The organism is Anaeromyxobacter terrae (assembly GCF_022690685.1).
In the GTDB taxonomy this organism is placed as follows: domain Bacteria; phylum Myxococcota; class Myxococcia; order Myxococcales; family Anaeromyxobacteraceae; genus Anaeromyxobacter; species Anaeromyxobacter terrae.
Map to the genome: position 1 here is coordinate 25,383 of NZ_JALCYY010000018.1, position 25,971 is coordinate 51,353.

24 protein-coding genes are annotated in these 25,971 nt (G+C 74.3%); 10 read left to right on the forward strand and 14 right to left on the reverse strand.

Translation table 11 applies throughout. The annotated features are described in order from the left end of the window. Window positions 1–161 precede the first annotated feature (161 nt). Window positions 162–401, forward strand: a complete 240-nt coding sequence (locus MNY62_RS10190; RefSeq protein ID WP_242344047.1) for a hypothetical protein — start codon at window positions 162–164, stop codon at window positions 399–401. 67 nt (window positions 402–468) lie between these two features. On the opposite strand, the gene MNY62_RS10195 is transcribed toward MNY62_RS10190, so the two are convergent. From MNY62_RS10195 to MNY62_RS10210, 4 genes are read right to left on the reverse strand one after another with little or no spacing between them, the layout of a single operon-like run. Continuing rightward, entirely contained in the window at window positions 469–1,791 is a 1,323-nt protein-coding gene (locus MNY62_RS10195) for a type II toxin-antitoxin system RelE family toxin (RefSeq protein ID WP_242344048.1), read from the reverse strand. Between the two features lie 6 nt (window positions 1,792–1,797). Continuing rightward, the gene (locus MNY62_RS10200; RefSeq protein ID WP_242344049.1) at window positions 1,798–2,715 is read right to left on the reverse strand and encodes a hypothetical protein; all 918 of its coding nucleotides are present in this window, start codon (window positions 2,713–2,715) and stop codon (window positions 1,798–1,800) included. Window positions 2,716–2,720: 5 nt separating this feature from the next. Beyond that, a complete protein-coding gene (locus MNY62_RS10205; protein WP_332842123.1) occupies window positions 2,721–3,584 on the reverse strand; it encodes a metallophosphoesterase family protein in 864 nt (287 codons plus the stop codon). A gap of 22 nt (window positions 3,585–3,606) precedes the next feature. Next, window positions 3,607–4,713 (reverse strand): PAS domain-containing protein, encoded by a 1,107-nt coding sequence (locus MNY62_RS10210; protein ID WP_242344050.1) that lies wholly within the window; start codon window positions 4,711–4,713, stop codon window positions 3,607–3,609. Window positions 4,714–5,123: 410 nt separating this feature from the next. Between MNY62_RS10210 and lon the strand changes: the two genes are divergently transcribed. The 6 genes from lon (at window position 5,124) to MNY62_RS10240 (ending at window position 14,153) form a co-directional block, all read left to right on the forward strand. After that, on the forward strand, window positions 5,124–7,613 hold the full coding sequence (gene lon / locus MNY62_RS10215) for an endopeptidase La (protein WP_242344051.1): 2,490 nt from the start codon (window positions 5,124–5,126) through the stop codon (window positions 7,611–7,613). A gap of 28 nt (window positions 7,614–7,641) precedes the next feature. Further along, a complete protein-coding gene (locus MNY62_RS10220; RefSeq protein ID WP_242344052.1) occupies window positions 7,642–8,700 on the forward strand; it encodes an NAD-dependent epimerase/dehydratase family protein in 1,059 nt (352 codons plus the stop codon). A 205-nt stretch (window positions 8,701–8,905) separates the two neighbouring features. Beyond that, window positions 8,906–10,846: a serine/threonine-protein kinase gene (locus tag MNY62_RS10225; protein WP_242344053.1), complete on the forward strand. Its 1,941-nt coding sequence runs from the start codon at window positions 8,906–8,908 to the stop codon at window positions 10,844–10,846. Further along, on the forward strand, window positions 10,843–11,685 hold the full coding sequence (locus tag MNY62_RS10230; protein WP_242344054.1) for a tetratricopeptide repeat protein: 843 nt from the start codon (window positions 10,843–10,845) through the stop codon (window positions 11,683–11,685). The genes MNY62_RS10225 and MNY62_RS10230 overlap by 4 nt, the downstream gene beginning before the upstream one ends. Before the next feature lie 9 nt (window positions 11,686–11,694). Beyond that, window positions 11,695–13,518: a sigma 54-interacting transcriptional regulator gene (locus MNY62_RS10235; RefSeq protein ID WP_242344055.1), complete on the forward strand. Its 1,824-nt coding sequence runs from the start codon at window positions 11,695–11,697 to the stop codon at window positions 13,516–13,518. After that, the gene (locus tag MNY62_RS10240) at window positions 13,515–14,153 is read left to right on the forward strand and encodes a hypothetical protein (RefSeq protein WP_242344056.1); all 639 of its coding nucleotides are present in this window, start codon (window positions 13,515–13,517) and stop codon (window positions 14,151–14,153) included. The genes MNY62_RS10235 and MNY62_RS10240 overlap by 4 nt, the downstream gene beginning before the upstream one ends. Before the next feature lie 40 nt (window positions 14,154–14,193). Here the strand turns inward: MNY62_RS10240 and MNY62_RS10245 are convergent, their stop codons facing one another. The 3 genes from MNY62_RS10245 to mutL form a co-directional block, all read right to left on the reverse strand. Next, the gene (locus tag MNY62_RS10245; protein WP_242344057.1) at window positions 14,194–14,721 is read right to left on the reverse strand and encodes a hypothetical protein; all 528 of its coding nucleotides are present in this window, start codon (window positions 14,719–14,721) and stop codon (window positions 14,194–14,196) included. A gap of 58 nt (window positions 14,722–14,779) precedes the next feature. Further along, a complete protein-coding gene (locus tag MNY62_RS10250) occupies window positions 14,780–14,947 on the reverse strand; it encodes a hypothetical protein (protein WP_242344058.1) in 168 nt (55 codons plus the stop codon). 439 nt (window positions 14,948–15,386) lie between these two features. Then, window positions 15,387–17,204 (reverse strand): DNA mismatch repair endonuclease MutL, encoded by a 1,818-nt coding sequence (gene mutL / locus MNY62_RS10255; RefSeq protein ID WP_242344059.1) that lies wholly within the window; start codon window positions 17,202–17,204, stop codon window positions 15,387–15,389. A gap of 99 nt (window positions 17,205–17,303) precedes the next feature. On the opposite strand from mutL, the gene MNY62_RS10260 reads away from it, so the two are divergent. Beyond that, window positions 17,304–18,536, forward strand: coding sequence for a lysophospholipid acyltransferase family protein (locus MNY62_RS10260; protein ID WP_242344060.1), 1,233 nt, complete (start codon window positions 17,304–17,306; stop codon window positions 18,534–18,536). Window positions 18,537–18,656: 120 nt separating this feature from the next. Here MNY62_RS10260 and MNY62_RS10265 read toward each other — a convergent pair whose 3' ends face one another. Both MNY62_RS10265 and MNY62_RS10270 read right to left on the reverse strand, forming a co-directional pair. Continuing rightward, complete coding sequence (locus MNY62_RS10265) at window positions 18,657–20,039, reverse strand: glucose-6-phosphate isomerase (RefSeq protein ID WP_242344061.1); 1,383 nt, start codon at window positions 20,037–20,039, stop codon at window positions 18,657–18,659. A gap of 89 nt (window positions 20,040–20,128) precedes the next feature. After that, the gene (locus MNY62_RS10270; RefSeq protein WP_242344062.1) at window positions 20,129–21,013 is read right to left on the reverse strand and encodes an acyl-CoA desaturase; all 885 of its coding nucleotides are present in this window, start codon (window positions 21,011–21,013) and stop codon (window positions 20,129–20,131) included. 167 nt (window positions 21,014–21,180) lie between these two features. Here MNY62_RS10270 and MNY62_RS10275 point away from each other — a divergent pair, with 167 nt between their 5' ends. Beyond that, the gene (locus MNY62_RS10275; RefSeq protein WP_242344063.1) at window positions 21,181–21,591 is read left to right on the forward strand and encodes a hypothetical protein; all 411 of its coding nucleotides are present in this window, start codon (window positions 21,181–21,183) and stop codon (window positions 21,589–21,591) included. A 15-nt stretch (window positions 21,592–21,606) separates the two neighbouring features. Here the strand turns inward: MNY62_RS10275 and MNY62_RS10280 are convergent, their stop codons facing one another. Next, complete coding sequence (locus MNY62_RS10280; protein ID WP_242344064.1) at window positions 21,607–22,428, reverse strand: hypothetical protein; 822 nt, start codon at window positions 22,426–22,428, stop codon at window positions 21,607–21,609. A gap of 49 nt (window positions 22,429–22,477) precedes the next feature. On the opposite strand from MNY62_RS10280, the gene MNY62_RS10285 reads away from it, so the two are divergent. Further along, window positions 22,478–22,693, forward strand: coding sequence for a hypothetical protein (locus MNY62_RS10285; RefSeq protein WP_242344065.1), 216 nt, complete (start codon window positions 22,478–22,480; stop codon window positions 22,691–22,693). A 62-nt stretch (window positions 22,694–22,755) separates the two neighbouring features. Here MNY62_RS10285 and MNY62_RS10290 read toward each other — a convergent pair whose 3' ends face one another. The 4 genes from MNY62_RS10290 to thrC all read right to left on the reverse strand — a co-directional run bounded on the left by MNY62_RS10290 (window position 22,756) and on the right by thrC (window position 25,969). After that, a complete protein-coding gene (locus MNY62_RS10290) occupies window positions 22,756–23,502 on the reverse strand; it encodes a competence/damage-inducible protein A (RefSeq protein ID WP_242344066.1) in 747 nt (248 codons plus the stop codon). 79 nt (window positions 23,503–23,581) lie between these two features. Further along, complete coding sequence (tmk, locus tag MNY62_RS10295; RefSeq protein ID WP_242344067.1) at window positions 23,582–24,226, reverse strand: dTMP kinase; 645 nt, start codon at window positions 24,224–24,226, stop codon at window positions 23,582–23,584. 1 nt (window position 24,227) lies between these two features. Then, window positions 24,228–24,599, reverse strand: a complete 372-nt coding sequence (locus MNY62_RS10300) for a hypothetical protein (RefSeq protein WP_242344068.1) — start codon at window positions 24,597–24,599, stop codon at window positions 24,228–24,230. Between the two features lie 11 nt (window positions 24,600–24,610). Then, window positions 24,611–25,969 carry a threonine synthase gene (gene thrC, locus MNY62_RS10305; protein ID WP_242344069.1) on the reverse strand — a complete coding sequence of 453 codons (1,359 nt, stop codon included), beginning with the start codon at window positions 25,967–25,969 and terminating at the stop codon, window positions 24,611–24,613. Between the last annotated feature and the right edge of the window lie 2 nt (window positions 25,970–25,971).

Below are 25,971 nucleotides of genomic sequence, written 5' to 3' on the forward strand. Positions count from 1 at the left end.
CCACGCGTTCATCAGCGCGTCACGCCGCGTAGGCAACCTGTTTGCGGCCCACGTGGTGCTCCGCGGGTCGGCTTACCTCCCCCCACCTCTGCGCCTATCTTGCCGCTGAGTCCGGACCGGATTCCCGGCCGGAGATTCGATTCGTAGGGAGGGAGGCGAGGATGGCGAAGGTGAACCCCCGGCTCGACGCGGCGCGGACGGCGTACCGGGAGGCCCTCGAGGCGGCCCGTGCGACCCCGTCCGCGGAGGCGTGGGCCCGGCTGCTCGCAGCGGGGAAGGAGCTCTCGGCGGCAGCGGAGCCGCCGCCGCGGAGCCGGCGGGGCCGGAAGCCCGCGGTCCCCGCGGTGGACGAGCCGCCCGGGCCGACCCCGGATCTGCAGAACCTGGAAGGCGCGGAGTAGCGCCACGTGCCGTGAGGGGCGCCGGGTGCGGCGGGCCACGGCTCGCGGTGCCCGGCGCCTCTTCTCGTCAGGAGCGAGTCTTCGCCTGGCGCACGTAGCGATCGAGGTCCTCGCGGTCGATGAGCGAGAGCACCTCGATCGCGTTCTGCCTCTCCCCCCGCCGGTACAGGAGCCGCACGTCGGTCGCGACGCGCACCCGGTAGTAGCCCGGGAGCCCCTCGAGCGGGAGCGCCCGCAGGCTGGGGTGACGGTGATCCTGCGCGAGCAGGTTGGCCTGCTTGAAGGCGGCGCGCTGGATGCGCCGATCCCAGCCCTCGAGGGAGTCGTAGAACTCGCGGGTGTACACCGGCATGAGCCACGAGGCCGGCGCTTCCTCGAGCTCCTCGGCGCCCTCCGCCGCCGCGGAGACCTGGCCCGACGGCGGCCGCTCCGCCTCCGCCCGCGCGCGCGCCTCTCGGAGCGCGGCCTCGAGCTCTCGCTCCCGCTCCTCCTGCCGCGCGAGCTTCGCCTCGAGCGCCGCGGCGCGCGCCTCGAGCTCCCGCGCCGCGGCGCGGGCCCTCTGCGCCTCCGCCGCCGCGTCGGTGGCGCGCACCGCGGCGAGCTCGGTGTCGGACCGCTCTCGCGCGCGCTGCGCGGCCTCCATCGCCTCCCGCGCGCGCGCCGCGTCGTCGACCGCCTGCGCCGCCCGGGCGCGGGCGTCCTTGAGCCACTCCTGGAGCTTGTCGCGCTGCTCCTCCGCCTTCTTCCGCCCCGACTCGACGCGCGCCCGCGCCTCGGTGAGCTCCTTCTCGAGCGTCGCGACCCGCGCGGCGAGGTCCGGGCCTTCCTCGCGCGGCGCGGCCTTCGCCGCCCCGCGCCCGGCCGCCTCGGGGAGGGGGCCGTAGTACTCCTTCACGAGCTCGTCGAGGAGCGGCGCCGCGCGCGCGCGGACGTCCGCGGCGGGATCGGCGAGGACGCGCCAGAGCGCGAGCGTGAGGCCGTGGTCCGAGGCGCCGGTGGTGAGGAGATCGTCGGCCGCGATCGCGTCGAGCGGCGTCCGGGCGAGCGGCGGCGCGCCGAACGCCTTGCGGAGCGCGTCGAGCACCCGGGCCCGTGCCTCCGGGCGAGCGCGGATCTCGTCGGCGAGCACGTCGCTCCGCTCCACGTCCGAGAGCGCCTCGGTGCGGAACCCGGGCACGGACAGTCCGAGCTCCTTCACGAGCGCGCGCGTCTCCTCCGGGAGGAGCGCGACGTAGAGGAACACGGAGAGCGCGTCGCGCGACAGCTCCTCGAGCGGCGCGTCGCCGCCCGGGTCCGGGAGCCCGGGCGCCTTCCGGCTGGGCGGCGCGCGCCTCCGCGCCGGCGCGGCGTCGCCCTTCTTGGCCTTGCCGCTCGCCTTCCGCGTCGTCACGGGGCCCTACGGCGCGGGCGCCGCCGCCTCGCGCACCTCCGCCTGGAAGGTGGCGCCGGGCGGGAGCTTCCAGGAGTCCGGGACCGGGATCTGCGCCTGGAAGGTGGCGGGCCGGACGGCGCCGCTCGCGCCGCGGACGTCGGTCTGGATCTCGAGCTGGACGGTCGCGGCCTCGCGCGGGAGGAGCTCCACCCACCAGGTGCCGAAGAGCGCGCCGGGCGGGAAGTCGTCCTGGAACCGCTCGGGGTCGCTGAGCTTCTGGTACGGCTCCCCGCCCCCGCTCATCTCGCCGTAGGGCTTGCCGGCCGCGTCGAGGAAGTGGAAGGCGATGCGCCGGAACGCGACGGGCACGACGCTCCGCACGACGGTGCGCTCCCCGCCCCGCTCCCGCTCGAGGAACCGGGGGCTGCCCCAGAGCGCGAAGTCGATGCGGAGCCCGGGTGAGCCGCCCTCCGGAGGCGTCCCCGGCTCGACGGCGAGGAGATCGAGGCGGAACCCCTCGGCGATCATCGACTGGACCGGCGCGTAGCGGCCCTCGCGCAGCAGCGCGAGCCGGCCGTCGGCGTACTTCTGGAAGTCCTCCAGCTGGGTCCGATCCTTCTCCTCGAGCTTCCCCTTGCGATCCGCGGCGGCCGCCTGGACGCCGGTCGAGCGCGCCGGCTCGCCCGGATGGCGGTTCCGGATCGCCTGCAGCTCGTCGAAGTACCAGCGCGACAGGGCCGCGACCTCGTCGCGCCACTCCGGCAGCCGGTCGGCGGGGATCGCGCGCGCCGCGCCCGCACGCTCCGAGAAGTCGCGCTTCAGCCGGGCGCGCTCGAGCCGGGCCTCGTAGGCGTCGGCCTTCTCGCGGGAGCCGGTGAGCAGGAAGGCGATCGCGAGCACGGCGAGCCCGATCGGCACCGCGACGAGGAAGAGCTTCTTCATGGGATTCACTCCGAGCCGGAGACGAGCGCCTCGACGCTGCGCACCCCGGTACGATCGATCTCGTACACGTAGGCGCGCGCGCGCCGGACCGGCTCGTCCGCGACGCGCGAGGCAGAGCCCGCGCAGAGGACCGGCGTCGCGCCGGCGGCGCCGGGCAGGTCGACCCGGAACGCGGTGTGACGGTGGCCGTGCAGCACGGCTGCCACCGGAAGGTCTGCGACGAGCCGGACGACCTGGTCGGCGTCCGCGAGCGGCATCCGGGCGACGTGGACGTCGGATGGGACGCGCTCGGGTGGGAGGACGACGTGGTGGTGGAACGCGAGCACGACGGCGCGCCCGAGCTTCGCGTGCTCGCGGACGATCTCGCGCGCCGCGCGGAGCTGGTCGCCGCCGATGCGGCCGGGCGTCGTCCACGGGTCCTCGCCCCACCGCGCGCTGTCGAGCGCGACGAGCACCGCCTCGTCCCCGAGCGGCACGACGTGCGGGTAGCTCGGCACGGCCTTCTTCATGCCGAGGCCGTCCGGGCCGAGCGCCCGCAGGAACCGGGCGGTCTCGACGGAGTCCTCCGTCCAGAGATCGTGGTTGCCAGGGACGACCGTCAGCTTGCGCGCCTCCGCGAACGGGCGGAGCAGGTCGGCGGCCCGCTCGAACTCGCGGGGCTCGCCCGAGAACGTCAGGTCGCCGGTGACGACGAGGTGGTCGACGCCGATCTCGCGGAGGGCGTCGAGCAGCCCCTTCGCGAGGCGAGCGGAGTGCTTCTCGCAGTCCCGGGCCGAGAAGCCGTTGCGGGGATAGCGGCTTCGGTCGGAGACGTGGAGATCGCTGATGTGGCCGAGTCGGACGATGCGGCCTCCCGGGGCGGCGGCGATGCTATCTCAGCCCCGGCCCAGGTCAAACCTGCGGCGCGTCCGGCGTCACCGCGTCCGCGGCGCGCGGCAGGAGGATGCGCAGCGTCCTCCCGCGGCCCGGCACCGCCTCGTCCTCCACCTGGCCGCCGTGCGGCGCGACGAGCGCGCGCGCGACCGCCGCCGCGCCGCCGTCGTCCGCCGCGGCGCCGCCCGCGATCTCCACCACCGCGGCTGCGCCACGTCGCCCGACACTCACCGCGATCTCCCCACCTCGGCCCGCGCCCGCGCCGACGGCGCGGAGCGCCTCGCGGATCGCCGCCCGCAGCGGCCGGTCGTCCCCCATCGCGAGCGCCGGCTCGAGCGCGCTCCGCACGCGCACGCCCGGCGGCGGCGCCCACGCCGCGAGCAGATCCGCCACCAGCGGCGCGAGCTCGAGCGCGCGCGGCGTGCCGGCGGCCTTCTCCGCCGCGTCGTGCAGCGTCCCCACGCGGCGCGCGGCCTCCTCCAGCGCCTCGTCGAGCAGCGAGAGCTGCTTGGCGGCGCGCGGCGGGAGCGGCGGCGCGAGGAGACGCAGATAGGAGGCGGCGGTGGCGGCGCGCGCGATGGGCGCCCTCACGCACGCGGCGGCTCCGGCCAGCACGTCGCCGAGCCGCGCCGGCGCGGGCCCGGTCGCGGGCCTCGACGCGGGCAAGGGCGGCGGCGCCGCGCGCGCCGGCTCCGCCCGGAGGACCACGACATCCACCGTGGGTGCATCCGACACGCGGACGAGCGCGGCGGTCGCCCGGACGCCGGTGCGCAGCGAGACCGCCCCGGACGTGGCGTCCGCCCGCCGGAGCCCGTGCCGCAGGACGGCGAGCGCCTCGGCGACGGTCGCGAGGTCCTTGCCCGCGAGCGGCGCCGCGTCCGAGCCCGCGAGCCGCTCCGCCGCCGCATTGGCGCGGGTGATGCGCCCGTCCCGGCCGACCACGAGGACGCCGTCCCCGAGCCGCTCGAGCGCGCCCGCGACGAGCCGCTCCGCCGCCTCGGGCAGCCCCGCGCGTCGCCTCGCGGCGAGCGCGCGCAGCGCTGCCACGGCGGCGACGGCGAGCGCGGCGCCTGCCAGGAGCGCGAGCGCATGCGCACCGGGCAACACGGCGCCCAAGGTGTCCACCCGCTTGCTCTCGCGGAAGCAGTCCTTATGCAGAGGGCATGATCCGCAGACACGCGTGGTCCCCGGCGGAGGGTCCCGGCGCCGCCCCCCAGCAGATCTCCCACCGCGCCGGATACGTCTCCGGGAGCGGAGACGACGGGCGAATCCCGGGGTCCGGGCTGTGGGCCCCATCGAACGGTCCGGCTCGAACCGACCCGGGCGGAGCCGGGGGCGAACCCGACGGACGCACGGTGCCGCGCCCCGGTCGTACCGCCCTCAACGAGGACTGACGCCTCGGCAGCAGGGGCCGCAGGGTGCCGCTGCTGCTCGGCACGCCGCACCCGTAACGCCCGACAGGTCAAACGCTTTTCGTTGATATCCGCTGCTCGCGCGGGTATCCCATCCCATCCGAATTCGGCAAGGAGACGGCGATGTCTGAGAAGGAAAAGAAGGGCGCAGCCGGTGCGCAGGTCGCCCCGGCGATGGGGCCTCCGGGGCTCATCGCCAAGGAGGACATCCCTCAGGTTCTCCCGATCCTGCCGCTCAGGAACTCGGTGTTCTTCCCCGGCGGCGTGCTCCCGCTCGCGGTCGGGAGGCAGAAGACGATCGCCCTCATCAAGGACGCGGTCCGCGACGAGCAGGTGATCGGCGTCGTGACGCAGCGGCGCGCCGAGGAGGAGGATCCCGGCGCGGCCGATCTCTACAGCGTCGGCACCGTCGCACGGGTCGTGAAGCTGCTCAAGATGGGCGAGGACAACTACTCGCTCGTCGTGCAGGGGCTCGCGCGCTTCAAGGTCCTCGAGCTCGTCCAGGAGAGCCCGTACCTCAAGGCGCGGGTCGATCCCGTCGAGGACAAGCCCGTCACCGACGACGTCGAGGTCGAGGCGCTCGCGATCAACCTGAAGAAGCTGGCGCGCGAGGTCATCGAGCTCATGCCCGAGCTCCCGGCCGCGGCGACCGAGCTCGTCGAGTCGATCACGCACCCGGGCCACCTCGCCGACCTCATCGCGGCCAACGTGGACGTGCCCATCGAGGAGAAGCAGCAGGTCCTCGAGACGACCGATCTCAAGTCCCGGATGAAGCTCGTCCTCGAGCTACTCAACCGCAAGCGCGAGATCCTCAAGCTCTCGAACAAGATCGACTCCGCCGTGAAGGGCGAGATGTCGAAGACGCAGCGCGAGTACTACCTGCGCCAGCAGCTCAAGGCGATCAAGGAGGAGCTCGGCGAGCTCGGCGAGGAGGAGGAGGAGCTCGACGAGCTGCAGGAGCGGCTCAAGAAGGCCGGCCTGCCCTCCGAGGTGGAGAAGGTCGCGCAGAAGGAGCTCAACCGCCTCAAGTCGATCCCGACGGCGAGCTCGGAGTACACGGTCGCGCGCACCTACCTCGACTGGATCGCGGACCTCCCCTGGTCGAAGAAGAGCGACGACAACCTCGACATCGAGAACGCGCACCAGATCCTCGACGCCGACCACTACGGCCTCGACAAGATCAAGAAGCGCATCCTCGAGTACCTCGCGGTCCGCAAGCTGAAGAACGACATGCGCGGGCCCATCCTGTGCTTCGTCGGGCCGCCCGGCGTCGGCAAGACCTCGCTCGGCCAGTCCATCGCGCGCTGCATCGGCCGCAAGTTCGTGCGCCTGTCCCTCGGCGGCGTGCGCGACGAGGCGGAGATCCGCGGGCACCGCCGCACGTACGTGGGCGCCCTGCCCGGCCGGATCATCCAGTCGATGAAGAAGGCGGGGACGGTGAACCCCGTCATGATGCTCGACGAGATCGACAAGCTCGGCGCGGACTTCCGCGGCGATCCGTCGGCGGCGCTGCTCGAGGTGCTCGATCCGGAGCAGAACCACGCGTTCTCGGATCACTACCTCGATCTCGCCTACGACCTCTCGAAGGTGATGTTCATCGGGACGGCGAACCTGCTCGATCCGATCCCGGGCCCGCTCAAGGACCGCATGGAGATCCTCGAGCTGCCCGGCTACACGTTCGAGGAGAAGGTCCACATCGCGCAGAACCACCTGATCCCGAAGCAGCTCAGGGAGCACGGGCTGTCGGCGGACGCGATCGCCATCACCGAGAAGGCGCTCATCAAGATCATCATGGCGTACACGCGCGAGGCGGGCGTCCGTAACCTGGAGCGCCGGATCGCCGACGTGTGCCGCGCGGTCGCGGTGGAGGTCGCGAGCGGGAAGCTCCAGGCCGGCGCGAAGCGCGACATCGAGGAGGCCGACGTCGAGTCGATGCTCGGGCCCGAGAAGTTCTACAACGAGACCGCCGAGCGCACCGAGATCCCGGGCGTCGCGACCGGCCTCGCGTGGACGGCGGCGGGCGGCGACATCCTCTTCATCGAGGCGACGAAGATGACCGGCAAGGGGTCGCTCACCCTCACCGGCCAGCTCGGCGACGTGATGAAGGAGTCCGCGCAGGCGGCGCTCTCGTACCTGCGCTCGAAGGCGGACTCGCTCGGCATCCCGGCGAACTTCCTCGAGCGGACCGACATCCACATCCACTTCCCCGCGGGCTCGATCCCCAAGGACGGCCCGAGCGCGGGCGTCACGATCCTGACCGCGCTCGTCTCGCTCCTCACCGGGATCCGCGTTCGCTCCGACGTCGCGATGACCGGCGAGGTCACGCTGCGTGGCCTGGTCCTGCCCGTCGGCGGGATCAAGGAGAAGGTCCTCGCGGCCCACCGCGCGGGCATCAAGCGGATCATCATGCCCGCCCGCAACGAGCGGGACCTCGTGGACGTCCCCGAGCAGGCTCGCAAGGAGCTCGACTTCGTCTTCGCGGCGCACATGGACGAGGTGCTGAAGGCCGCGCTCGAGGAGAACCCGGTCGGGCGGCAGGCGCCTCCGACGCCGGAGTCGGAGGCCGAGAAGAAGGCTGCAGCCGCCAAGAAGCCCGAGGAGGTCAGGGCCTGAGGGAAGCCCCGCTGCTACACTCGCGGGGGTGGAGCGGCTCGCGATCCTCACCGGCTCGGCCGGCGCCGTCCCGGACGCCGTCGCGGCGGCACTCGGCCGCGCCGGCTTCTCGGTCCGTCACGCACCCATCGGCGCGGACGGTCGCCCGCGCCTAGAGGTGGACGCGCGCGGCGTCGAGGCGGTCGTCCACCTCGGCGTCCGTACGCCGCGCGATCTCGACGAGCGGGCTCGCGCGGACGCCGAGGCCGCGGCGGCCAGCGCCGCCGCCGCGCTCGCCCGGGAGGCCGGCGCGCGGCGGCTCGTGCACGTGTCGACCGCCGCGGTCTACGGGAGGCCGCGGAACCTCCCCTGCCGCGAGGGCGAGCTGAAGGCGCCCCGGACCGCGCTCGAGCGGATCCGCTGGCGCGCCGAGCAGGCGAGCTGGGCAGAGTTCCGGCGCGGCGCGCCGCTCACGGTCCTGCGCCCCACGATCCTGTACGGCCCCACCCTCACCGGCGGACCGGTCCGCGCGCTCACGTTCTTCGCGCTGCTCGATCCGGGCAACCGCCGGATCCCGATCATCCGCCGCGGCCCGGTCGCGCACCTCGTCCACCTGGACGATCTCGCGCGCGCGGTCGTCCACGTGGTGCAGCACCCGGACGACGGCGACGTGGTGGGGCGCGCGTTCAACGTGGGGGACGAGGCGCCGCTGCCGCTCGCGGAGCACCTCTCGGCCGCCCTGGCCGCGCTCGGCTACGAGCCGGGCCGCCTCTTGCCGGCGCTGCCTCGTCTCACCGCGTCCCTGCTCTGGCTCGTGCAGCACGTCCCGGACCGAGCGCTGCTCGGGCCCATGAACCGGCGGCTGGAGCGCGCGTGGCGAACGCTTGCGGGGCGGAACGGCGCGACGGCGGCGCTCGCGCCGAGGGTGGAGCGCGAGGCGCTACACTGGATGACCGCGGATCACTACTACGACACCGCGCGCCTCGCGGCCCTGGGGTTCCGGTCGCTCCATCCGGTCTCCACCGAGGCCATCCCCGCGACCATCCAGGCGCTCGCGGCGCGGCGCTTCCTGCCGGGCTCGGGCACGGGCGCCCTCCCCGCCGGGTAGCCACGGCGGCGGCGAGCGGGCGCGCGCCGTCCCCCGCCGCAAGAATGGCTGCGGCGGGGCATCCGTGTCATAGTTCAACGCCCGATCCGGTCACCGCTGTCGCGATCCGGAACGAGCCGCGGCGGGGTGCGCCGCGGGGTGCCGGGTGAGTCGTGCAGCACGAGGATACCCACGCGAGCGCGAGGCGTTCGAGGGCGAGGGGTCGGTGATCCGCAGGCTCGGACGATACGAGCTGCTCGAGCAGGTCGGGAGCGGGGGCATGGCCGTCGTGTACCGCGGCCGCGACACCGCCCTCGATCGCGAGGTCGCGGTGAAGCTCCTGCACCCGCACCTCGCCTCCGCGCCGGACTCCCGCGCCCGCTTCTCTCGCGAGGCCCGTGCCGTCGCGCGCCTCTCCCACCCCGGCATCGTCGAGATCTACGACTACGCGGGCGACGGGGCGGCCGACAGCTACCTCGTGACCGAGTTCGTCCGCGGCTGCACCCTCCGCGTGTTCGCACACGAGGTCGGGTTCGGCTTCCCGGAGATCGGCGCGCTCGTCGGACGCGCGCTCGTGGACGCGCTCGTGCACGCGCACTCCGCGGGCGTCATCCACCGCGACCTGAAGCCCGAGAACGTCCTCGTGCACGAGGGTGATCGACCGGCGGTCAAGCTCGCCGACTTCGGGATCGCGCGCATCCTCGCGTCCGACGAGCGCATGACGATGACGGGCGCGCTCGTCGGCTCGCCGCACCACATGGCGCCCGAGATCGTGGAGGGGCGCGAGGCGGACGCGCGCAGCGATCTCTTCTCGCTCGGGACCATCCTCTACTGGCTCGCGACGGGGAACTTCCCGTTCGCCGCGCCGAACCCCACCGCGATCCTCCGCCGCGTCCTGGAGGCGGACTTCGAGGACCCGCGCGCGGTGGACGCGCGCGTGCCCGACGCGCTCGCCGACCTGGTCGTCCGCTGCCTCTCGCTCGACCCGGAGCGCCGGCCGTCGAGCGCCGCCGAGGTGCGCGAGGTGCTCGATCGCCTCCTCGCCGAGAGCGGGCTCGAGCGCGCGCCCGACGAGCTCGTCGCCTTCCTGCGCGACCCCGCCGCGTTCAAGGCGGCGTTCCCGGCGCGGGCGGTGGTCGCGCTCTCCGCCCGCGGGGACGAGGCCCTGGCCGAGGGGGCCTCCGCGCGCGCGCTCGCGTTCTACTCGCGCGTCCTCGCCATCGATCCCGAGAACGCGGAGATCCCCGCCAAGCTCGCCCGGCTCACGCGGCGGCGGCGCCTCCAGCGGATCGCCCTCGGGGCCGGCGCGGCGCTCGCCGTCGCCGCCGCGACGGCCGCGGTCGTCGTCCTCGTGCCTCGCCCCGCGATCGCGCCGCCCGCATCGGCGGCCGCCGATGCGCGCGACGCCGCCCAGCCCGGTGCCGGCGCCTCGACCGCCCATACCGGAGCGGGCGCGCTCCCTTCCGAGCCCGAGCCCGAGCCCGAGCCCGTGCGCGATCCGGAGCCGCGCCGCGAAGGCGATCCGGCCGCCGCGCCCGCCCGCGAGGCCCACGCCGGCCAGCGCCCCCGCGTCCCCCGCGGTGACGCGTCCGCCCGGCAGCACGAGAGCCCCGGCGGTCCCCCGGCCTCGCTCTCGGTGCATGTCCGGCCGTACGCGCAGCGCGCGCTGCTCGACGGGATCGAGGTGGCGCGCGGGGAGCAGCTCGTCCGGTTCTCGATCCCGCCGGGCCGCCCGCACGTCATCCAGCTCGAGCACGCCTGCTGCGCCCCGTTCGTCCGGGAGATCACCGCCGAGGAGGCGCAGCGGATCGTGGAGCTGCGCGTCCCCCTCGAGCCGCGCCCGGCCCGGCTGCGCGTAGAGGGGGATCCGGCGACGCGCGTGTACGTGGATGGCAAGCTAATCGGCACCGCCGGCGAGTCGCAGCGCGCCGCCTTCGCCATCCCCGTGCCGTCCGGCGCGGAGAGCCCGTACGAGGCGCCCGCCCGGATCGGCCTCGAGGCGGCGGGCGCCGCGACGCGCGACGTGCAGGTGAAGCTGCGGGCCGGGGGCGAGGTGATCGTCGCCGCGCCGACGCCCGCGCCGCAGCCGCCCCCCGCCTTCGGCGGGCCCCAGCCCGCCGCGGCCCCGCCGGCCGCGCCCCACTCCGACGGAGCCGTGAAGCCGTGATACCCCTCCTCATCGCGCTCGTGCTCACGGCCCCGCCGGAGCTGAAGCGCGCGAAGGACCGCTTCGAGTTCGGCGCGTACGCCGACGCGGCCGGCACGCTCCGGCGCTACCTCGCGACGAGCCCGTCGCTCAGCGAGGAGGAGGCGATCGACGCCTACCGGATCCTCGGCATCTCCGAGTACCACCTCGGCGATCAGGCGCAGGCGCGCGCGGCGTTCGTGAACCTCCTCTCGCACGATCCCGACTACGCGCTCGATCCGTTCCTCGTCCCGCCGCCCATCGTCGAGTTCTTCGACCGCGTGAAGCGGGAGCACGAGCCCGCGCTCGCGCCGCTGCGCGAGCGACGCCGGGCGCTGCGCGAGCAGGAGCGGCTCGCGGACGAGGCGAAGCGGCGGCTGCTCGCGGAGGAGCAGTCGCGCACCGGGCCGCCGACGAAGGTCGTGCGCGTCCAGGAGCGCCTCTACCTGTTCAACTGGATGCCGCTCGGCGCGGGCCAGTTCCAGAACGGAGATCGCGCGAAGGGGACCGCCATCGCCGCAGGCCAGATCGTGGCGGGGGTCGTGAACCTCTCGGCGATCATCTTCCACAACCAGCTCGCGGAGGACCGGACCCGCACCTGCATCTCCGGTCAGCCGGGCTGCTCGCGGCCGCCGTACTCCGACTCGGACCGCGTGCTCCTCGGTCGCGTCGAGGCGGTGAAGTACGTCTCCGCCGGCCTGTTCTGGGCGCTCTACGCGTACGGCGTGTGGGACGCGCACAAGCACTTCGTGCCCATCGTCGAGACGGAGGTCGCGCCCGGCGGCGGCAGCGGCTCGGTCAAGCTCGAGTGGGCGTTCTAGCGAGGCACCGTGGCGACCCTCATCGTGAAGAGCCCGGACGGCGTGGAGCGCGAGATCGCGCTCGTGAAGCGGATCACGAGCGTCGGTCGCGACGAGGAGAACGACGTCGCGGTGCCGGATCCCGCCATGCCCCGCACGGCCGTGCACATCCACTGGGACGGCCGCGAGTACAACGCCGCCGCGCACGAGGGCGCGGACATGACCGTGAACGGCAAGCGCCGCGCGGCGTGGCGGCTCGGCGCCGGGGATCGCATCCGCGTGGCCGGGACGGAGCTCCTCTTCGACCCCGCTCCGCGCGCGGCGCCCGCCCGGCCGGGCCAGAGCGCCGGCCAGCGGCTCCTCGCCCTCGAGTCGCTCGTCCGGTTCTCGGAGCGGCTCCTCGGCGCGAACGACCTCGCGCGGCTCCTCGACGAGCTCATCGACGCGCTGCTCGAGGTGACCCACGCCGAGAAGGGCTTCCTCATCCTGTTCGAGGACGGCGAGATGACCGTCCGCGCGGCGCGGAACGTGGCTCGCGAGACGATCGAGGGGGCGATGGCGCGGGTCTCCGACTCGATCATCCAGCGCGTCATCGACACGCGCCGCCCGATCGTGGTCGCGGACGCCCTGCACGACTCGGAGTGGTCCGGCTCGACGTCGGTCGTGAACCTGAAGCTCTGCTCGGTGATGTGCGCGCCGCTCATGCAGAAGGGCGACGTCTGCGGCGTCATCTACCTCGGGAACGACAGCGTGGTCTCGCTGTTCGACGACCGCGCGCTCGAGGCGCTCACCGTCTTCGCCGCGCAGGCGTCGCTGCTCGTGCAGAACGGCATGCTGCTCGACTCGCTCCGGCGCGAGAACGTCGCCCTGCGCGAGGCGGTGAGCTCGAAGCAATACGGCGAGCTCATCGGGTCGGGCGCGTCGATGCGGGAGGTCTTCCGGCGCATCGAGAAGGTCGCCGGTACGGACATCAGCGTCCTCGTCTCCGGCGAGACCGGCACCGGCAAGGAGGTCGTCGCCCGCGAGATCCACCGCCGCAGCGGGCGCGGGAGCGGCCCCTTCGTCGCGGTGAACTGCGGCGCGATCCCCGAGGCGCTCCTCGAGTCGGAGCTGTTCGGCCACGTCCGCGGTGCGTTCACGGGCGCCATCGCCACGCGGCCCGGCAAGTTCCAGGCGGCCCACGGCGGCACCCTGTTCCTCGACGAGGTGGGCGAGATGCCCGCCGCGCTGCAGGTGAAGCTCCTGCGCGCGCTCCAGGAGCGCTCGGTGACGAAGGTCGGGGACACGCGCCCGGAGCCGGTGGACCTCCGCGTGGTGGCGGCGACGAACAAGGTGCTCGAGGACGAGATCCGCAAGGGCGCGTTCCGCGAGGACCTCTACTACCGGCTCAACGTGGTCTCGATCCTCCTGCCGCCGCTCCGCGAGCGCGGCGAGGACCTCGTCGTGCTCGCGAAGTACTTCCTGCAGAAGTACGCGAAGGACTTCGGCGCGAAGGTGCGCGGGTTCGCGCCGAGCGCGGTGGTCGCGATGCGCAAGTACGCCTGGCCGGGCAACATCCGCGAGCTCGAGAACCGGCTGAAGAAGGCGGTGGTCCTCGCCGACAAGGCGCTCGTGTCGGCCGAGGACCTCGATCTGCGGCCGGAGAACCTGGAGCCCATCCTCCCGCTCGTCGCGGCGAAGGAGGAGTTCCAGAAGCGCTACATCAACGAGGTGCTCGAGCGGAACCAGGGCAACCGCACCAAGACGGCCAAGGATCTCGGCGTCGATCCGCGGACCATCTTCCGGCACCTCGAGAAGCTCGACGCCGAGCGGCGCGGCCAGAAGCTCCCGCCCGACGAGGAGGACGACGCGTGAGGCGAACCGCCAGGGCGGCCGCGCTCGCGGCCGTGATCCTCTCCGGCTGCCCGCTGCCGCAGCCGCTGCCCGACTACCCCGAGGGCCAGCCGGTGACGCCGCCGCGCATCGTGGTCGACGACACGGTCCGCGCGGTGCTCCAGCCCGACTCGATCGTGCGCGTGCCGGCGGGCTGCCCGCGCGAGCCGGTCTACCGGCTCGGCGCGACGCTCCGCGACGCGATCACGAACGAGGTGGTCGTCGCTCGCTGGTTCGTGAACTACGACCCCACGAACCGCCCGAGCCTCACGCCGCAGCAGGACAACGACATCCTCGCCCCGGCCGACGGGAGCGTCGATCCCACCCTGCGCGAGACCCCGGCGTTCGAGTTCCCCGCCTACCAGTACCCGAGCGCCGGCGGCAGCGGCGCGACCGGCGGCGCGGGCGCGCTGCACGTCGTCGAGCTCGTGGTGTCGAACGGCTTCGATCCCAACGCGGACTCGGCGACCGCCGCGCTCCCCTATCGCAAGCCGAAGCTCGGGTTCGAGGTCCAGGTCTATCGCTGGGTGTTCCTGACGGTGCCGCCCTCCCCGGACACCTGCACGGGCGCGGGGTGCGTCACCTGCCCGGCGCCGCCCGTCGTCCCGGCCGGCTGAGCGGCGAGCGAGGCGGGGCGCGGGGGGCAGCCCCATCAGATCATCTCCGCTCGGGCGGCCGCGCGAGCGCCTCGCGCGCCTCGCGCAGCGAGCCCGCGGCCTGGCGGGCGAGGTTCGCCTCTTCCTGCGCGAACCGGTTCACCTGGGCCCGGTAGGCCCGGTGGAGCTCCAGCACCGCGTCCCGGGCACGGGCGAGCTCCTTTCGCCCGCCGAAGCCCTGCGGATCCGGATCCGCCGCGTCGAGCCGGCAGCGATCGGCGAGGTCGTCGACGCGCTGCTCCCACTCCCGCGCCCAGATCTCCCAGCGCTGGATCGCGTCCTTCTCGCCGATCTCGTCCCCGAGACGCCAGGCCCGCTCGTTCTGCTCGGCGTGCAGCGCCTCGAGCTCGGTCACGCACACGCGCAGCGCGGCCCGCGTGGGGAGCGCGCCCGTTGCGGGGGGACGGTGGGGTCCGCGCAGGTTTCGCACCACGCTCGTCACCACCACCGCGAGCGCGACGGCGATGACGGCGAAGTACAGGAGCCAGAGCGCCGTCCGGTACGGCTTGTAGCGGGGGTCCCGTGGCACGCGCGGGACTCTGCCAAACGGGCGGCGCCGCGTCGAGTGTTTGAGCGCCCGCGCGCTTCTAGCGGTGCTCCGCGAGCACCTCGAGGAACGTGCAGACGCGACCGCTCCACATCGCGCGCAGGCATCGCACGTAGAAGATCGGGCCGAACAGCCGGACGATGGTCACGGAGTGGACCAGCACGTCCTTGCCTGTGATCGCGCCCTGCACGTCCGGCTGCGTTTGCATCGGCGGTGCCGGGCGGCGCGGCGCGGAGCCCTGGCGAACCTCCTCGATCTGCGAGGGATTCGACGGGTCTCCCTTTGGGCGGGCCTGGGGAGACCGTGAACTTTCCTGCCACCAGCGTGACGGAATTACAGCCGGTAGGGACAGACGCCCGGCTCATTGCAGTCCTGAATCGAGGTCTTTCAACCCTGAAAGGTCGAAGCCCGTCAATTTTTCGAGGTCGTCCGGAACCTTCCGGGATTCGAGGAGATATTTTCAGGACCCGGCCGGGCACGTTGATTGAATGTCATCCCTGACGGGAAGTCCGCACCGGCTCTGGGTCAACCCCCCCGCACTCCGAGCCGGCAGCTGGGCGTCCACTTGGGAGCTCTCGGCGCGGTCGCTCACACCGTCGCTCGTTCAACGCTGAAGACGGCGCCGAGAGCTGCCCTTTTCCCACCCTTCAACGCCGACCGACCCGCCGCTCGAGCTCCGCGAGCGGGAGCTCGAACACCACCGGACGTCCGTGCGGGCAGCGCGCCTTGAAGTCGATGGCGTCGAGCCCGTCGAGCAGCGCGCGCGCCTCCTCCGGCGCGACGTCCTGGTTCGCGCGGACCGCCGCGTGGCAGGCCATCGTGGCGAGGAGATCGTGGAGCGCCTCGTCCACGGCGCTGCCGCTGCCGACGAGCTCGAGCTGACCCGCGAGATCGAGGAGCAGCCCCTCGAGATCGACCCCCGCGAGCGCGGCGGGCGAGCCCTTCACCGCGAAGCTGTCGCCGCCGAACGGCTCGACGTCGAACCCCAGCCGGCCGAGCTCCGCGAGCCCCCCCTCGAGCGCCCGGGCGACCGCCGGGGGGAGCGTCACGACCTGCGGCAGGAGGAATGGCTGCACGGGGAGCTGGCGTGTCCGGAACGCCTCGCGCAGGCGCTGGAACAGCAGCCGCTCGTGGCTCGCATGCTGGTCGATGACCACGAGCGTCCCGCCGGGCGCCTCGCAGAGGAGGTAGGTCCGAGCGTGCTGTCCGACGTAGCGGAGCGACGCGAAGTAGCCGCCGGGCCGCGCCGTCCCCGCCTCGTCGGAGATCGGGAAGGCGAACGTCGCCGTCGCGCCCGGCGTCGGCCGCGGGGGCGGCACGAGCGCGCCGCTCCCCTCGGGCGCGTGAGCCTCGCGCGCCCAGGCGAGCACCGCGGCCGTCTCGTCGCCCCCGGCGGTCCCGTCGGCCGGCACGAGCGCGAGCGGCGCCGGTCCCGAGCCGCCCGAGGCCGCCGCGGCCCGCCCGTGCGCGAGCCAGGGCGCGGTGCGGAGCGTCCCCGCGATCGCGTGGAACAGGGCGTCGTACACCTCGCGCGCCTCCGCGAACCGCACCTCGAGCTTCTGCGGGTGCACGTTCACGTCGACGCGATCGAGGGGCAGCTCGACGAACAGCGCGCCCGCGGGGTGCCGGCCGGGCGGCAACGTCCCCGCGAAGGCGCGGAGCACCGCGTGGGCGGCGCCACGGTCGCGGATGTAGCGGCCGTTCACGAACAGGTAGAGGGCGCGGCCGGTCGCCTCCGAGTGATCGGGAGAGCACACGAGGCCGCGCACGCGGACCGCCCCGCGGGCGGCGTCCACCGCCACGAGGTGCCGGTGCGCATCGCGGCCGAGCGCCTGCGCGGCGCGATCGGTGAGGTCCGCGCCGGCGCGGGAGCCGATCACGAGGCGCCCGGCCGAGCGGAGCGTGAAGCCGACGTCCGGGCGCGCGAGGGCGAGGCGCACCACCGCCTCGCTGACGTGACCCGCCTCGGTCGCCGGCGCGCGCATGAACTTGCGGCGCGCCGGGGTGTTGAAGAAGAGGTCCCGGACCTCGATGGTCGTGCCGCGCGGGCGCGCGACGGGCCCCGCGGCGACCCGCGTCCCGCCCTCGAGCTCGATGCGCGTCCCGGCGCCGTCCTCGGCCGGGGAAGTATCGAGCCGGAACCGCGCCACCGATGCGATCGCCGGCAGCGCCTCGCCCCGGAAGCCCATCGTCGCGATGGCCGCGAGCCCGGCGGCGTCGCGCAGCTTCGAGGTGGCGTGCCGCTCGAGCGCGAGCAGGGCGTCGTCGCTCGCCATGCCGCAGCCGTCGTCGGCGACCCGCACCAGCGCGAGGCCGCCCTCCTCCACGTCGATCGCGACGGAGGTCGCGCCCGCGTCGAGCGCGTTCTCGACGAGCTCCTTCACGATCGACGCCGGGCGCTCGACCACCTCGCCCGCGGCGATCTGGTTCACGAGCCCCGGAGGCAGGACCTGGATGCGCGGCATCGCGGTGTCGTACCACACACCCCGGACCCGCGGCGCCGGGCCGCCCGGTCCCCGTCCGTCCGTTTGACGCCCCGGGTGTACCCGTCTATGAGGTGCCCGATGCCTGGAGGGAAGAGGCGCGGCCGCGCCGGAGCTGGGAAGCGCACGCCGCGCGCGCGCAAGGCGGGAGCCCGCGCGCGCCCGGAGCCGAAGCCCGCCCGTCCCGTGCTCGGGAACGACCCCTTCGCGCGCGGGGCCGCGCCGCGCGAGCCGGCGCCCGAGGTGACGCGGGTCGCGGGGAGCCGCCCGACTCCGACCCCGACTCCGACTCCGCGTCACGCCCCCTCCCCCTCCCCCAACGCCCCGACCGATCGCATCCGCGCTGCCGGGGAGCGGCTCGGCGCGCTCGAGCAGCGGGTCGAGAGCACGCTCGCGGGGCTCGAGCACCGGCTCGGCGACGTCGCCGCGCGCGCGGGGCTCGCGTCCGCCGCAGGCGAGCTTCGGGAGACCGTCGCGCGGCTGTTGCCGCGGGTGAAGCACGCGCTCGGCACTGCCATCGACCTGGCGCGCCTCCTCGAGCCGCCCGAGCGGCTCGACCGCTACGGGCTCGACGCGCGCTTCCACGAGCGGGCCCAGCCGCTGCTCGACCTGCTGTACGCGACATGGTGGCGCACCGAGGCGCGCGGCCTCGAGCGCGTGCCGGGGGCCGGCGCCGCCATCGTCGTGGCGAACCACGCCGGCGTCGTGCCGTGGGACGCGCTCGTGCTCCGGCACGCGCTCCACCGCGACCACCCCGCCCGGCGGGACCTCCGGCCGCTCCTCGATGACCGCGAGGCCGGGCTGCCCCTGTTCGGCCCGCTCGCGATCCGGCTCGGAGCGGTCCGCGCCGCGCCCGAGCCCGCCGAGCGCATCCTGCGTGACGGGGCGCTCGTCGGCGTCTTCCCCGAGGGGAGCGCCGTCGCGCGGAAGGCGTGGGGCGAGCGCTACCACATCGAGCGGTTCGGCCGCGGGGGCTTCGTGAAGCTCGCGCTCCGCACCGGCGCGCCCGTCATCCCCTGCGCCATCGTCGGAAGCGAGGAGGCCTCCCCGGCGATCTCCAGGCCAGGCTGGCTCGGCGCGGCGCTCGGCCTGGCCGCCCTGCCCACCGACTCGCTCAGGGTCGGCGCGGCCGCCCTCCTGCCGCTCCCCTCGCGCTGGTCGCTGCGGTTCGGAGACCCGATCGATCTGGGCGAAGCGGGTCCTGAGGCGGCCGACGATCCGTCGACGGTGAGCGCCCTCACCGAGCGGACCCGCTCGACGCTCCAGGCGATGCTCGACGAGGACCTCGCCGCGCGCCGCTCCGTGTTCCTGTGAATCAGCGAGCGAAGCGAGACCCGGCGAGCGGGGTGGGCCCCCGACGGCCCTTCGACGGGCTCAGGGTCGGCGGGGCGGGGGCGCAGCCCCCGTGAGATCTCGCGAGTCGCGAGCCGTCGTCTAGCCGAGCACGAGGGCCGGATCCGTCTGGGCCTGCGCCAGCAGCTCGTCGCGGGCCTTCTCGTAGCCGGGCCGCCCGAGGAGCCCCTGCGCGTAGCGCTTGCCGGCCTCGACGCCGGGCTGGTCGAACGCGTTCACGCCGTACAGGCCGCCCGCGTAGGCGGTCGCGAGCTCGAGGAGCATCAGGAGCTCTCCCACCGCGCGCGCGTCGAGGCGCGGGAGCTGGATCGAGATCGTGGGGCGCCCCGCCTTGCGCAGCGCGGCCTCCGTCGCGCGCCGCTCCGCCTCGATGAGCTCGCCCATCGTGTGGCCGTCGAGGTACGCGATCTCGGCGTGGCGCCGGTACGTCTCCGGGACCGAGATCGAGACGTCGGCGCGCGGCTGGACGACCCGGACGAACGTCACGAGCTTGTCGTGCGGGCCCTCCATCATGAGCTGCAGCGAGGAGTGCTGGTCGGTCGCGCCCACCGCGCGGAACGGCGTCGGGCCGACGTCGGGACGCTTCCCGAGCGACTCCGCCCAGAGCTGGACGAACCAGTCGCCCGTGTCGCGCAGCCCGTCCGCGTACGGCATGAGCACGTGGATCCGCCGGCCCTTCCGCCGGTCCATGAGGTGCAGCACCGCGGCGTAGAGGAGCGCGGGGTTCTCGCGCAGCGCGGAGGAGCGGCAGCGCGCCTCCATCGCGGCCGCGCCGGCGAGGAGCGCGGTCAGGTCCACCCCGCCCGCGGCGGCCGGCAGGAGCCCCACCGCGCTGAGCGCGCTGAAGCGGCCGCCGACGCTGGCCGGGACCGGCAGCGCGCGCAGCCCCTCGGCGTCGGCGATGGCGCGGAGGGCGCCCTTCGCCGGGTCGGTCACGAGGACACAGCGCGCGCGGTACCCCTCCTCGCCGAACCGAGCGAGGCAGCGCTCCCGCAGCGCGAGGTGCTGCGCCATCGTCTCGGCCGTGCCACCCGACTTCGTGATGGTGGCGAAGCAGGTCTCCTCGAGATCGAGGGTGCCGAGGAGCGCCTCGAAGGTGGCCGGATCCGAGTTGTCTGGAAAGAAGACGCGCATGGCGCCGCGCCGGTCGCGCGGCAGGAGGTTGTGGAACGGGTGCGTGAGCGCGGAGAGGATCGCGCGGCCGCCCAGGGAGCTGCCGCCAATCCCGAGCACGACGAGGTTCTCGAACCGGGCGGCGAGGTCGCGGGCGAGCGCGGCGCTCGCGTCGGCGGTGGCCGCGTCGGCGGGCAGATCGGCGAAGCCGAGCTCGCCCGAGCGGCGCCGCGCCTCGAACCCCTCGAAGGCGGCCGCCGCGGCGGGGGCGAGACCGTCGAGCGCGTCCGCGCCGAGGCCGTCCGCGGCGGCGTCGAAGCAACCGTTCACGTCGAGTGACAGGCGTTCCATGGGTTCCCCTCCCGGTGCGCCGCCACTCTAGCGACGGTCCCCCGGCCTGGCGAGGACTCGCGGCGCGGGGGCCCCGACGGTGAGCGGGGCTAGCTCCCCTGTCCGAGCACGGCGGAGCGTGGCGCCGCTGCCCCCACGGCCGTGCGGTGGGCGAGGCGGACGCGGTCCGGCGCCATCCGCAGGTCTCTCACGACACCCACCGCGGACAGGAGCCGGAGCGCGTAGAAGGAGACGTCGATCTCCCACCAGAAGAAGCCCTGGTGCGCGGTCGACGGGTAGAAGTGGTGGTTGTTGTGCCACCCCTCCCCGAGCGTCAGGAGCGCGAGCGCGAAGCTGTTCCGGGAGCCGTCGCCGGTGTCGTAGCGCCGGCGGCCGAACACGTGGGCGAGCGAGTTGATGGCGAAGGTCCCGTGCCACAGGAACACGGTCGAGACGCAGAACCCCCAGAGGAACGCCGGGAGGCCGCCCGCGAGGAAGAGCGCACCGCCGAGCGCGACCGGCACGGCGAGGTGCCAGCGGTCGAGGAAGCGGAGCTCCGGATAGCCCGCGAGGTCCCTCACCCGCTCGAGCTTCGTCTCGTCGTGACGTCGCGCCAGGATCCAGCCGACGTGGCTCCACCAGAAGCCGCGCTCGAGCGGCGAGTGCACGTCCTCGGGGCCGTCGGAGTAGCGGTGGTGGTCCCGGTGGTGGGCGGCCCACCAGAGCGGCCCCTTCTGGACGGCCGACGCGCCGAGCACCGCGAGGATCAGCTGGAAGGGGCGCGAGGTGCGGAACGCGCGATGCGAGAAGTAGCGGTGGTACCCGGCGGTCACGCCGAACATCCGCAGGAGGTAGAGGCCGACGGCGAGGGCGATCCAGCGCCCCTCGACGGGCGCGAGGAACGGCGTCGCGAGGGCGGCCGCGTGAACGGCGAAGAACGGGACGGAGCGCGTCCAGTGGATCGCGTCGAGGTTCCGAGGGGGCGTGGTCGTCATCTCCTGGCGATCTGACGAGCGGCAGTCATGGGCGGGTCACCGCGAGCACGGAGCCCCCGGACGCTCGCTGGAGCGCGGGGGATGCGCCAGACGCGATCGAGGACCACCCTTCGTGTGGGAGGGCCGGGGACGGCGGGGAGCTCCCCCGCCGACCCCCTGGCTGCGCCATGGAGATGCTCGAGACCCCCGCGGCGGTCGAGGCGCCGAACGACGTCCAGAAGGAGGCGTTCATCCGCCTCATGGCCGAGACGCTTCCGCTCGCGGGCTACTCTGGCGTCCGGGCGGACCTGCCGGGCTGGGACCAGCCCGAGGTGATCCACGGCGCGATGCGCGACCACCGCCCCGCGCTCTTCTGCGACGCGCCGAAGCCGGTGTTCCTCGACGTGCTCTCCCCTGGACCGGTGACGCTGGAGGACGTCGCGAGCCGCTGGCAGCTCTTCGCCTCTGCCGCGGAGCTCACCGGGGGCGAGTTCCACGTGGTGATCCCGCGCTGGGTGGCAGGCCGCGACGGGAAGCAGATCGCGAAGCAGATCGCGGAGCTCGTCGGCGTCCGGATCGGCTTCATCTGGACGGTCTAGGCTCGCCCCCGCCGGCTACGGCGCCGCCGCGGCCGAGGACGTGGGGGGCGCGGACGGACCGCCGCCCTCGCCCGCCGTGGCCACCGCGCGGAGGAACGTCCAGAGATCCTCGCTCGCCTCGGCCCCGGGCGGCTCGATCCCGTCGCTGCGAGCAGGGTGGTTTCGCATGAGCTCCCGGAAGCGATCGTGCGACAGCCGGTCCGCGACGGCGGTGAGATCCGGCCCGCGCTCGCCGCCGGCGCTCCGCAGCCGGTGACAGGCGACACAGCGCGCGCCGAACTCGCCCGATCCGAGGCGGGCCCGGTCAGGGGCGCCCGGGGGGGCGGCGAGCGCCGTCCCGAGCGTGCCTTGCCAGGAGACGATCTCGAGCGCGCGCACCCCGTGCGCCCACCAGGACGCCTGCCGGGGGTCCGTCGTCAGCCCCGCCTGCTCCAGGTTGGGCCACGCCAGGACGCGCATCGCGATCGGCGCGCCGTCGGTCCGGTCCGCGAGGACCGGCCGCAGCTGGCGGATCACGGTGAGCGGGATCGGGACCGCCGTGCCCTCGGTGGTGCGCACGATCACCGTGTCGGTCCCCTTCTTCGGCGCGACGCGATCCGAGACGAGGAGCGCGAGCGGCGTGCCCTCCCAGAGCGCCTCGCGCCCGGTGACCGGGTCGACGCCGCGCACGCCGCGACGGGGCATGGCGGCGAGGTCCTTCTCGCCGACCGCGTACGGGCCGCCCTCGACCGCGCCACGGATCTCGATCACCTTCTCTCCCTGCGCGGTACGCGGCAGGCGCGGTCCGGAGGAGCAAGCGGCGAAGGCGAGCAGGAGGACGAAGCGCAGGTTTCTCATCGGCTGCCTTTCGGGATATCTTGCGCGCACCCTAAAGGAGCGATCCCGAATGGCACGCGCGTTCATCGGAAGCATGGAATGCCGGGTCCTGGTGGACAAGGATCTCGGCGACAGCTGGGCCGTCGCAGTGTACCCGCCGGCCTCCGGCAAGGCGTCGAGCGCGCCGCTCGTCGTCAAGATCCAGGGAAACGACAAGGAAAAGGCGACGCTCGGCGCGCTCGAGGTCTTGCAGAAGGCCGGCAAGATCGATCGCTTCGAGCTCTGAGCCGCAGCCGGGCCCGCCGCCGCGTCGCGCGGTCCCGCCGCCAGAGGGGCGCGCCCGCGGCCTCACCCCGGCTCCGTCCGCACCACCGCGCCGGCGGGGAGCGCCGCGAGCAGCGCCGCCAGCGCCGCGTCCACCCGCGTCCCGTCCTTCGCCTCGATCGTCACCTTCACGCGGTGATCTGCGTCGTCGAAGCGCGGGTAGCTGCCGATCTCCACCGCCGGGTGTGCGTCGGCGACGCGCGCGAGCGCGGGCGCGATCTCCTCCTCCCCGAGCGCGAGGAAGACGCACGCGAGGTGGAACGGCGCGGCCGCGAGCAGCGGCGCGATCCGGTCGAACTGCCAGCGGAAGAACTGGGGCACGCCCGGGAGCATGACGACGTTCTCGACGGCGATCGTCGGGAACGACGGGTCGCCGAGCAGGCGCGTCCCCTCGGGTACGTCCGCCATGCGCAGCGTCGCCTCGGGCGGCTCCGCGCCGCCGTGGTGGCGGCGGTGCATCGCGCGGAGGCTCTCGACGAGCGCGCCCGACCGGACGAGGCGGCGCCCGAGGGCGCGCGCGACCGCCGGGACCGTCACGTCGTCGTGCGTGGGGCCGACCCCGCCCGAGGTGAACACCCAGCTGGCGCGGCGACGGGCGCGGTCCACCGCCTCGACCACCTCGTCGACGCGATCGGGCAGGGTCAGGATCGCGTCGAGCCGCACGCCGAGCTCGTGCAGGCGCCGCGCGGCCCACGGGCCGTTCTCGTCCTGCACCTTCGCCGAGAGCACCTCGTTGCCGATGACGACGAGGATCGCCGTGGGACCGGGCATCCCCTCTAACTAGAGGGCGCGCGCGCGATCCGCAAATCGCGCGACGGGGCGGGGCGCCCGGCGCGCGTGCCGGCGAGGCTCAGCGGAGCTTCTCGACGGCCGCCCAGACCGCGTCCGCCACGGCCTCGACGGGCGCCTCGCCGTCGAGCTCCACCACCCGCTGCCCCGCGGCGCGGAGCCGCTCGATGCCGCGGTCGTAGCTCCGCGCCACCGCGCGCTGGAAGTCAGAGACCTCGTACAGCTCGGGGTCCATCGTCGCGGCGCGCCGCCGCTTGAGCGCCACCGCCGCCCGCGCGCGCAGGAACAGCGTCACGTCCGGCGTCGCCGCGTGGGCGTTCACCGCCTCGACCCAGGCGAGATCGCGGGTCGTGAGGCCCTGGTAGGCGAGGGACGAGAGGGTGAAGCGATCCGAGACGACGTCCACGCCCTCGGCCAGCTTGGGTGCGATCTCGGCGGCGACGTGGTCGAGCCGATCGGCCGCGAAGAGCAGCGCGAGCGCGCCCGGGTCGAGCTCACCCTCCCCGCGCCCGCCGACGACCCGGCGCGACAAGGCCTGGCGGACGAGGCTCCCGATCGGACCCCCGGACGGCTCGGCGGTGACGTGGACGGTGCGGCCGGCCGCGCGGAGGCGATCGCCGAGCAGGCGCGCCTGCGTCGTCGTCCCGGCTCCGTCGAGCCCCTCGAGGACGATGAAGCGGCCGCGCCGGTCGCGCCTCGCCGGCATGTCAGTGATCGAGCCCGAGCATGCCGCGGAGCGCGAGCATGCGGGAGAAGAGCGCGTCCTCGTCGCGCATCAGCCGCCGCGCGCGGAGCGCCTCGCGCAGCGTGAGGATCACGAGGACGGCGGTGAGCACGACGGCGAGGAAGAAGAACACCGGCGGGCCGGTCGGGATCTTCCGGACGACGCCCGGCGCCAGGGTGCCCCAGCGATCCCATCCGAGCTTCACGGCGAGGCCGACGCCGATGAGCGCCGCGAAGCCGATGTACGCGCCGCGCCGGACGTGGTCGATCGAGCGGCGGATCTCGAGGCGCGCCGCGAGCGCGTCGTGCTCGGCGCGGAGCGCGGCGGTGTCCTGGGCGGGGGGGACGGTCTCCATCGGGGCCGTTTCTACCGCTGACCGAAGCGGGCGGCAATCGCGTCCTGAACGGCCCCGAGCGTCGCCGGCAGCTGGACGCCGGGGTTCCTGAGCTGCGAGGCGATCCCCGGCAGCGTGCCGTCGTGGTAGCCGACCTTGAAGTCCGAGAACTTGAGCCCGTGCGCGGTGGAGATCACCACGACCCGCTCGCCGCGGCGGATCGCGCCGCGCGCGGCGAGCTTCTCGAGCGCGGCGAGCGCGACGCCGGTGTGCGGACAGGTGAACAGCCCCGCGCGATCGGCGCGCGCCGCGGCGTCCGCGAGCTCCTGCTCCGTGGCCTGCTCGACGACGCCGTCGAGCGCCTCGAGCGCCCGCAGCGCGCGCTTCGCCGACACGGGCGCGCCGATCTGGATCGCCGACGCGAGCGTGCGCTGCGCCGGGACCGGAGCGACGTCCACCGCCGCGGTCGGCTTCACGCCCGCGCCGCTCGTCGCCCGCCAGAGGGGGTTCGCCTGCGCCGCCTGGGCGACCACGAGGCGCGGGAGCCGGTCGACGAGCCCGAGCTCCTTCATGAGGAGGAAGCCCTTGCCGACCGCGCTCGCGTTGCCGAGGTTGCCGCCCGGGATCACGATCCAGTCCGGCGACGTCCAGCCGAGCTGCTGCGCGATCTCGATCGAGGCGGTCTTCTGCCCCTCGATGCGCAGCGAGTTCATCGAGTTCGCGAGGTAGATGTCCTTGGTGTGGGCGAGGTCCCGCACGACGCGCATGCAGCCGTCGAAGTCGGTGTCGAGCTCGAGCACGAGCGCGCCGTTCGAGATGGGCTGGACGAGCTGGGCGGTCGAGATCTTGCCCCGCGGCAGGAGGACGACGCTCGGGATCCCGGCGGCGGCGCAGTAGGCGCTGAGCGCGGCGGAGGTGTCGCCCGTCGAGGCGCAGGCGACCGCGCGCACCGCCTGCCCGCGGGCGCGCATCTCCTTCACGGCAGAGACGAGCACCGTCATGCCGAGGTCCTTGAACGACCCGGTGTGCGTGACGCCGCACTCCTTCACCCAGACGTCGTCGAGGCCGATCTCGCGGGCGTAGCGGTCCACGCGGAGGAGCGGGCTGCCGCCCTCGAACATCGAGACGACGTTCTCGATCGCGAGCTGCGGGTAGACCCACTCCTTCTTGCCCCACACCCCGGAGCCGTACGGCCACGCGCCGAGCTTGAACCGGGAGTCGAAGAGCGCCTTCCACTCGGCGCCGGAGCGCGCGGCGAGCGCCGCGCGATCGTGCTCGACCTCGAGCAGGCCGCCGCAGCGCGGGCACTCGTAGACGACGTCGACGAGCTCCGCGCGGAAGTCGCAGCCCTGCGCGCAGCGGAACCAGGCCGAGGGGGCCGGGGCGGACATCG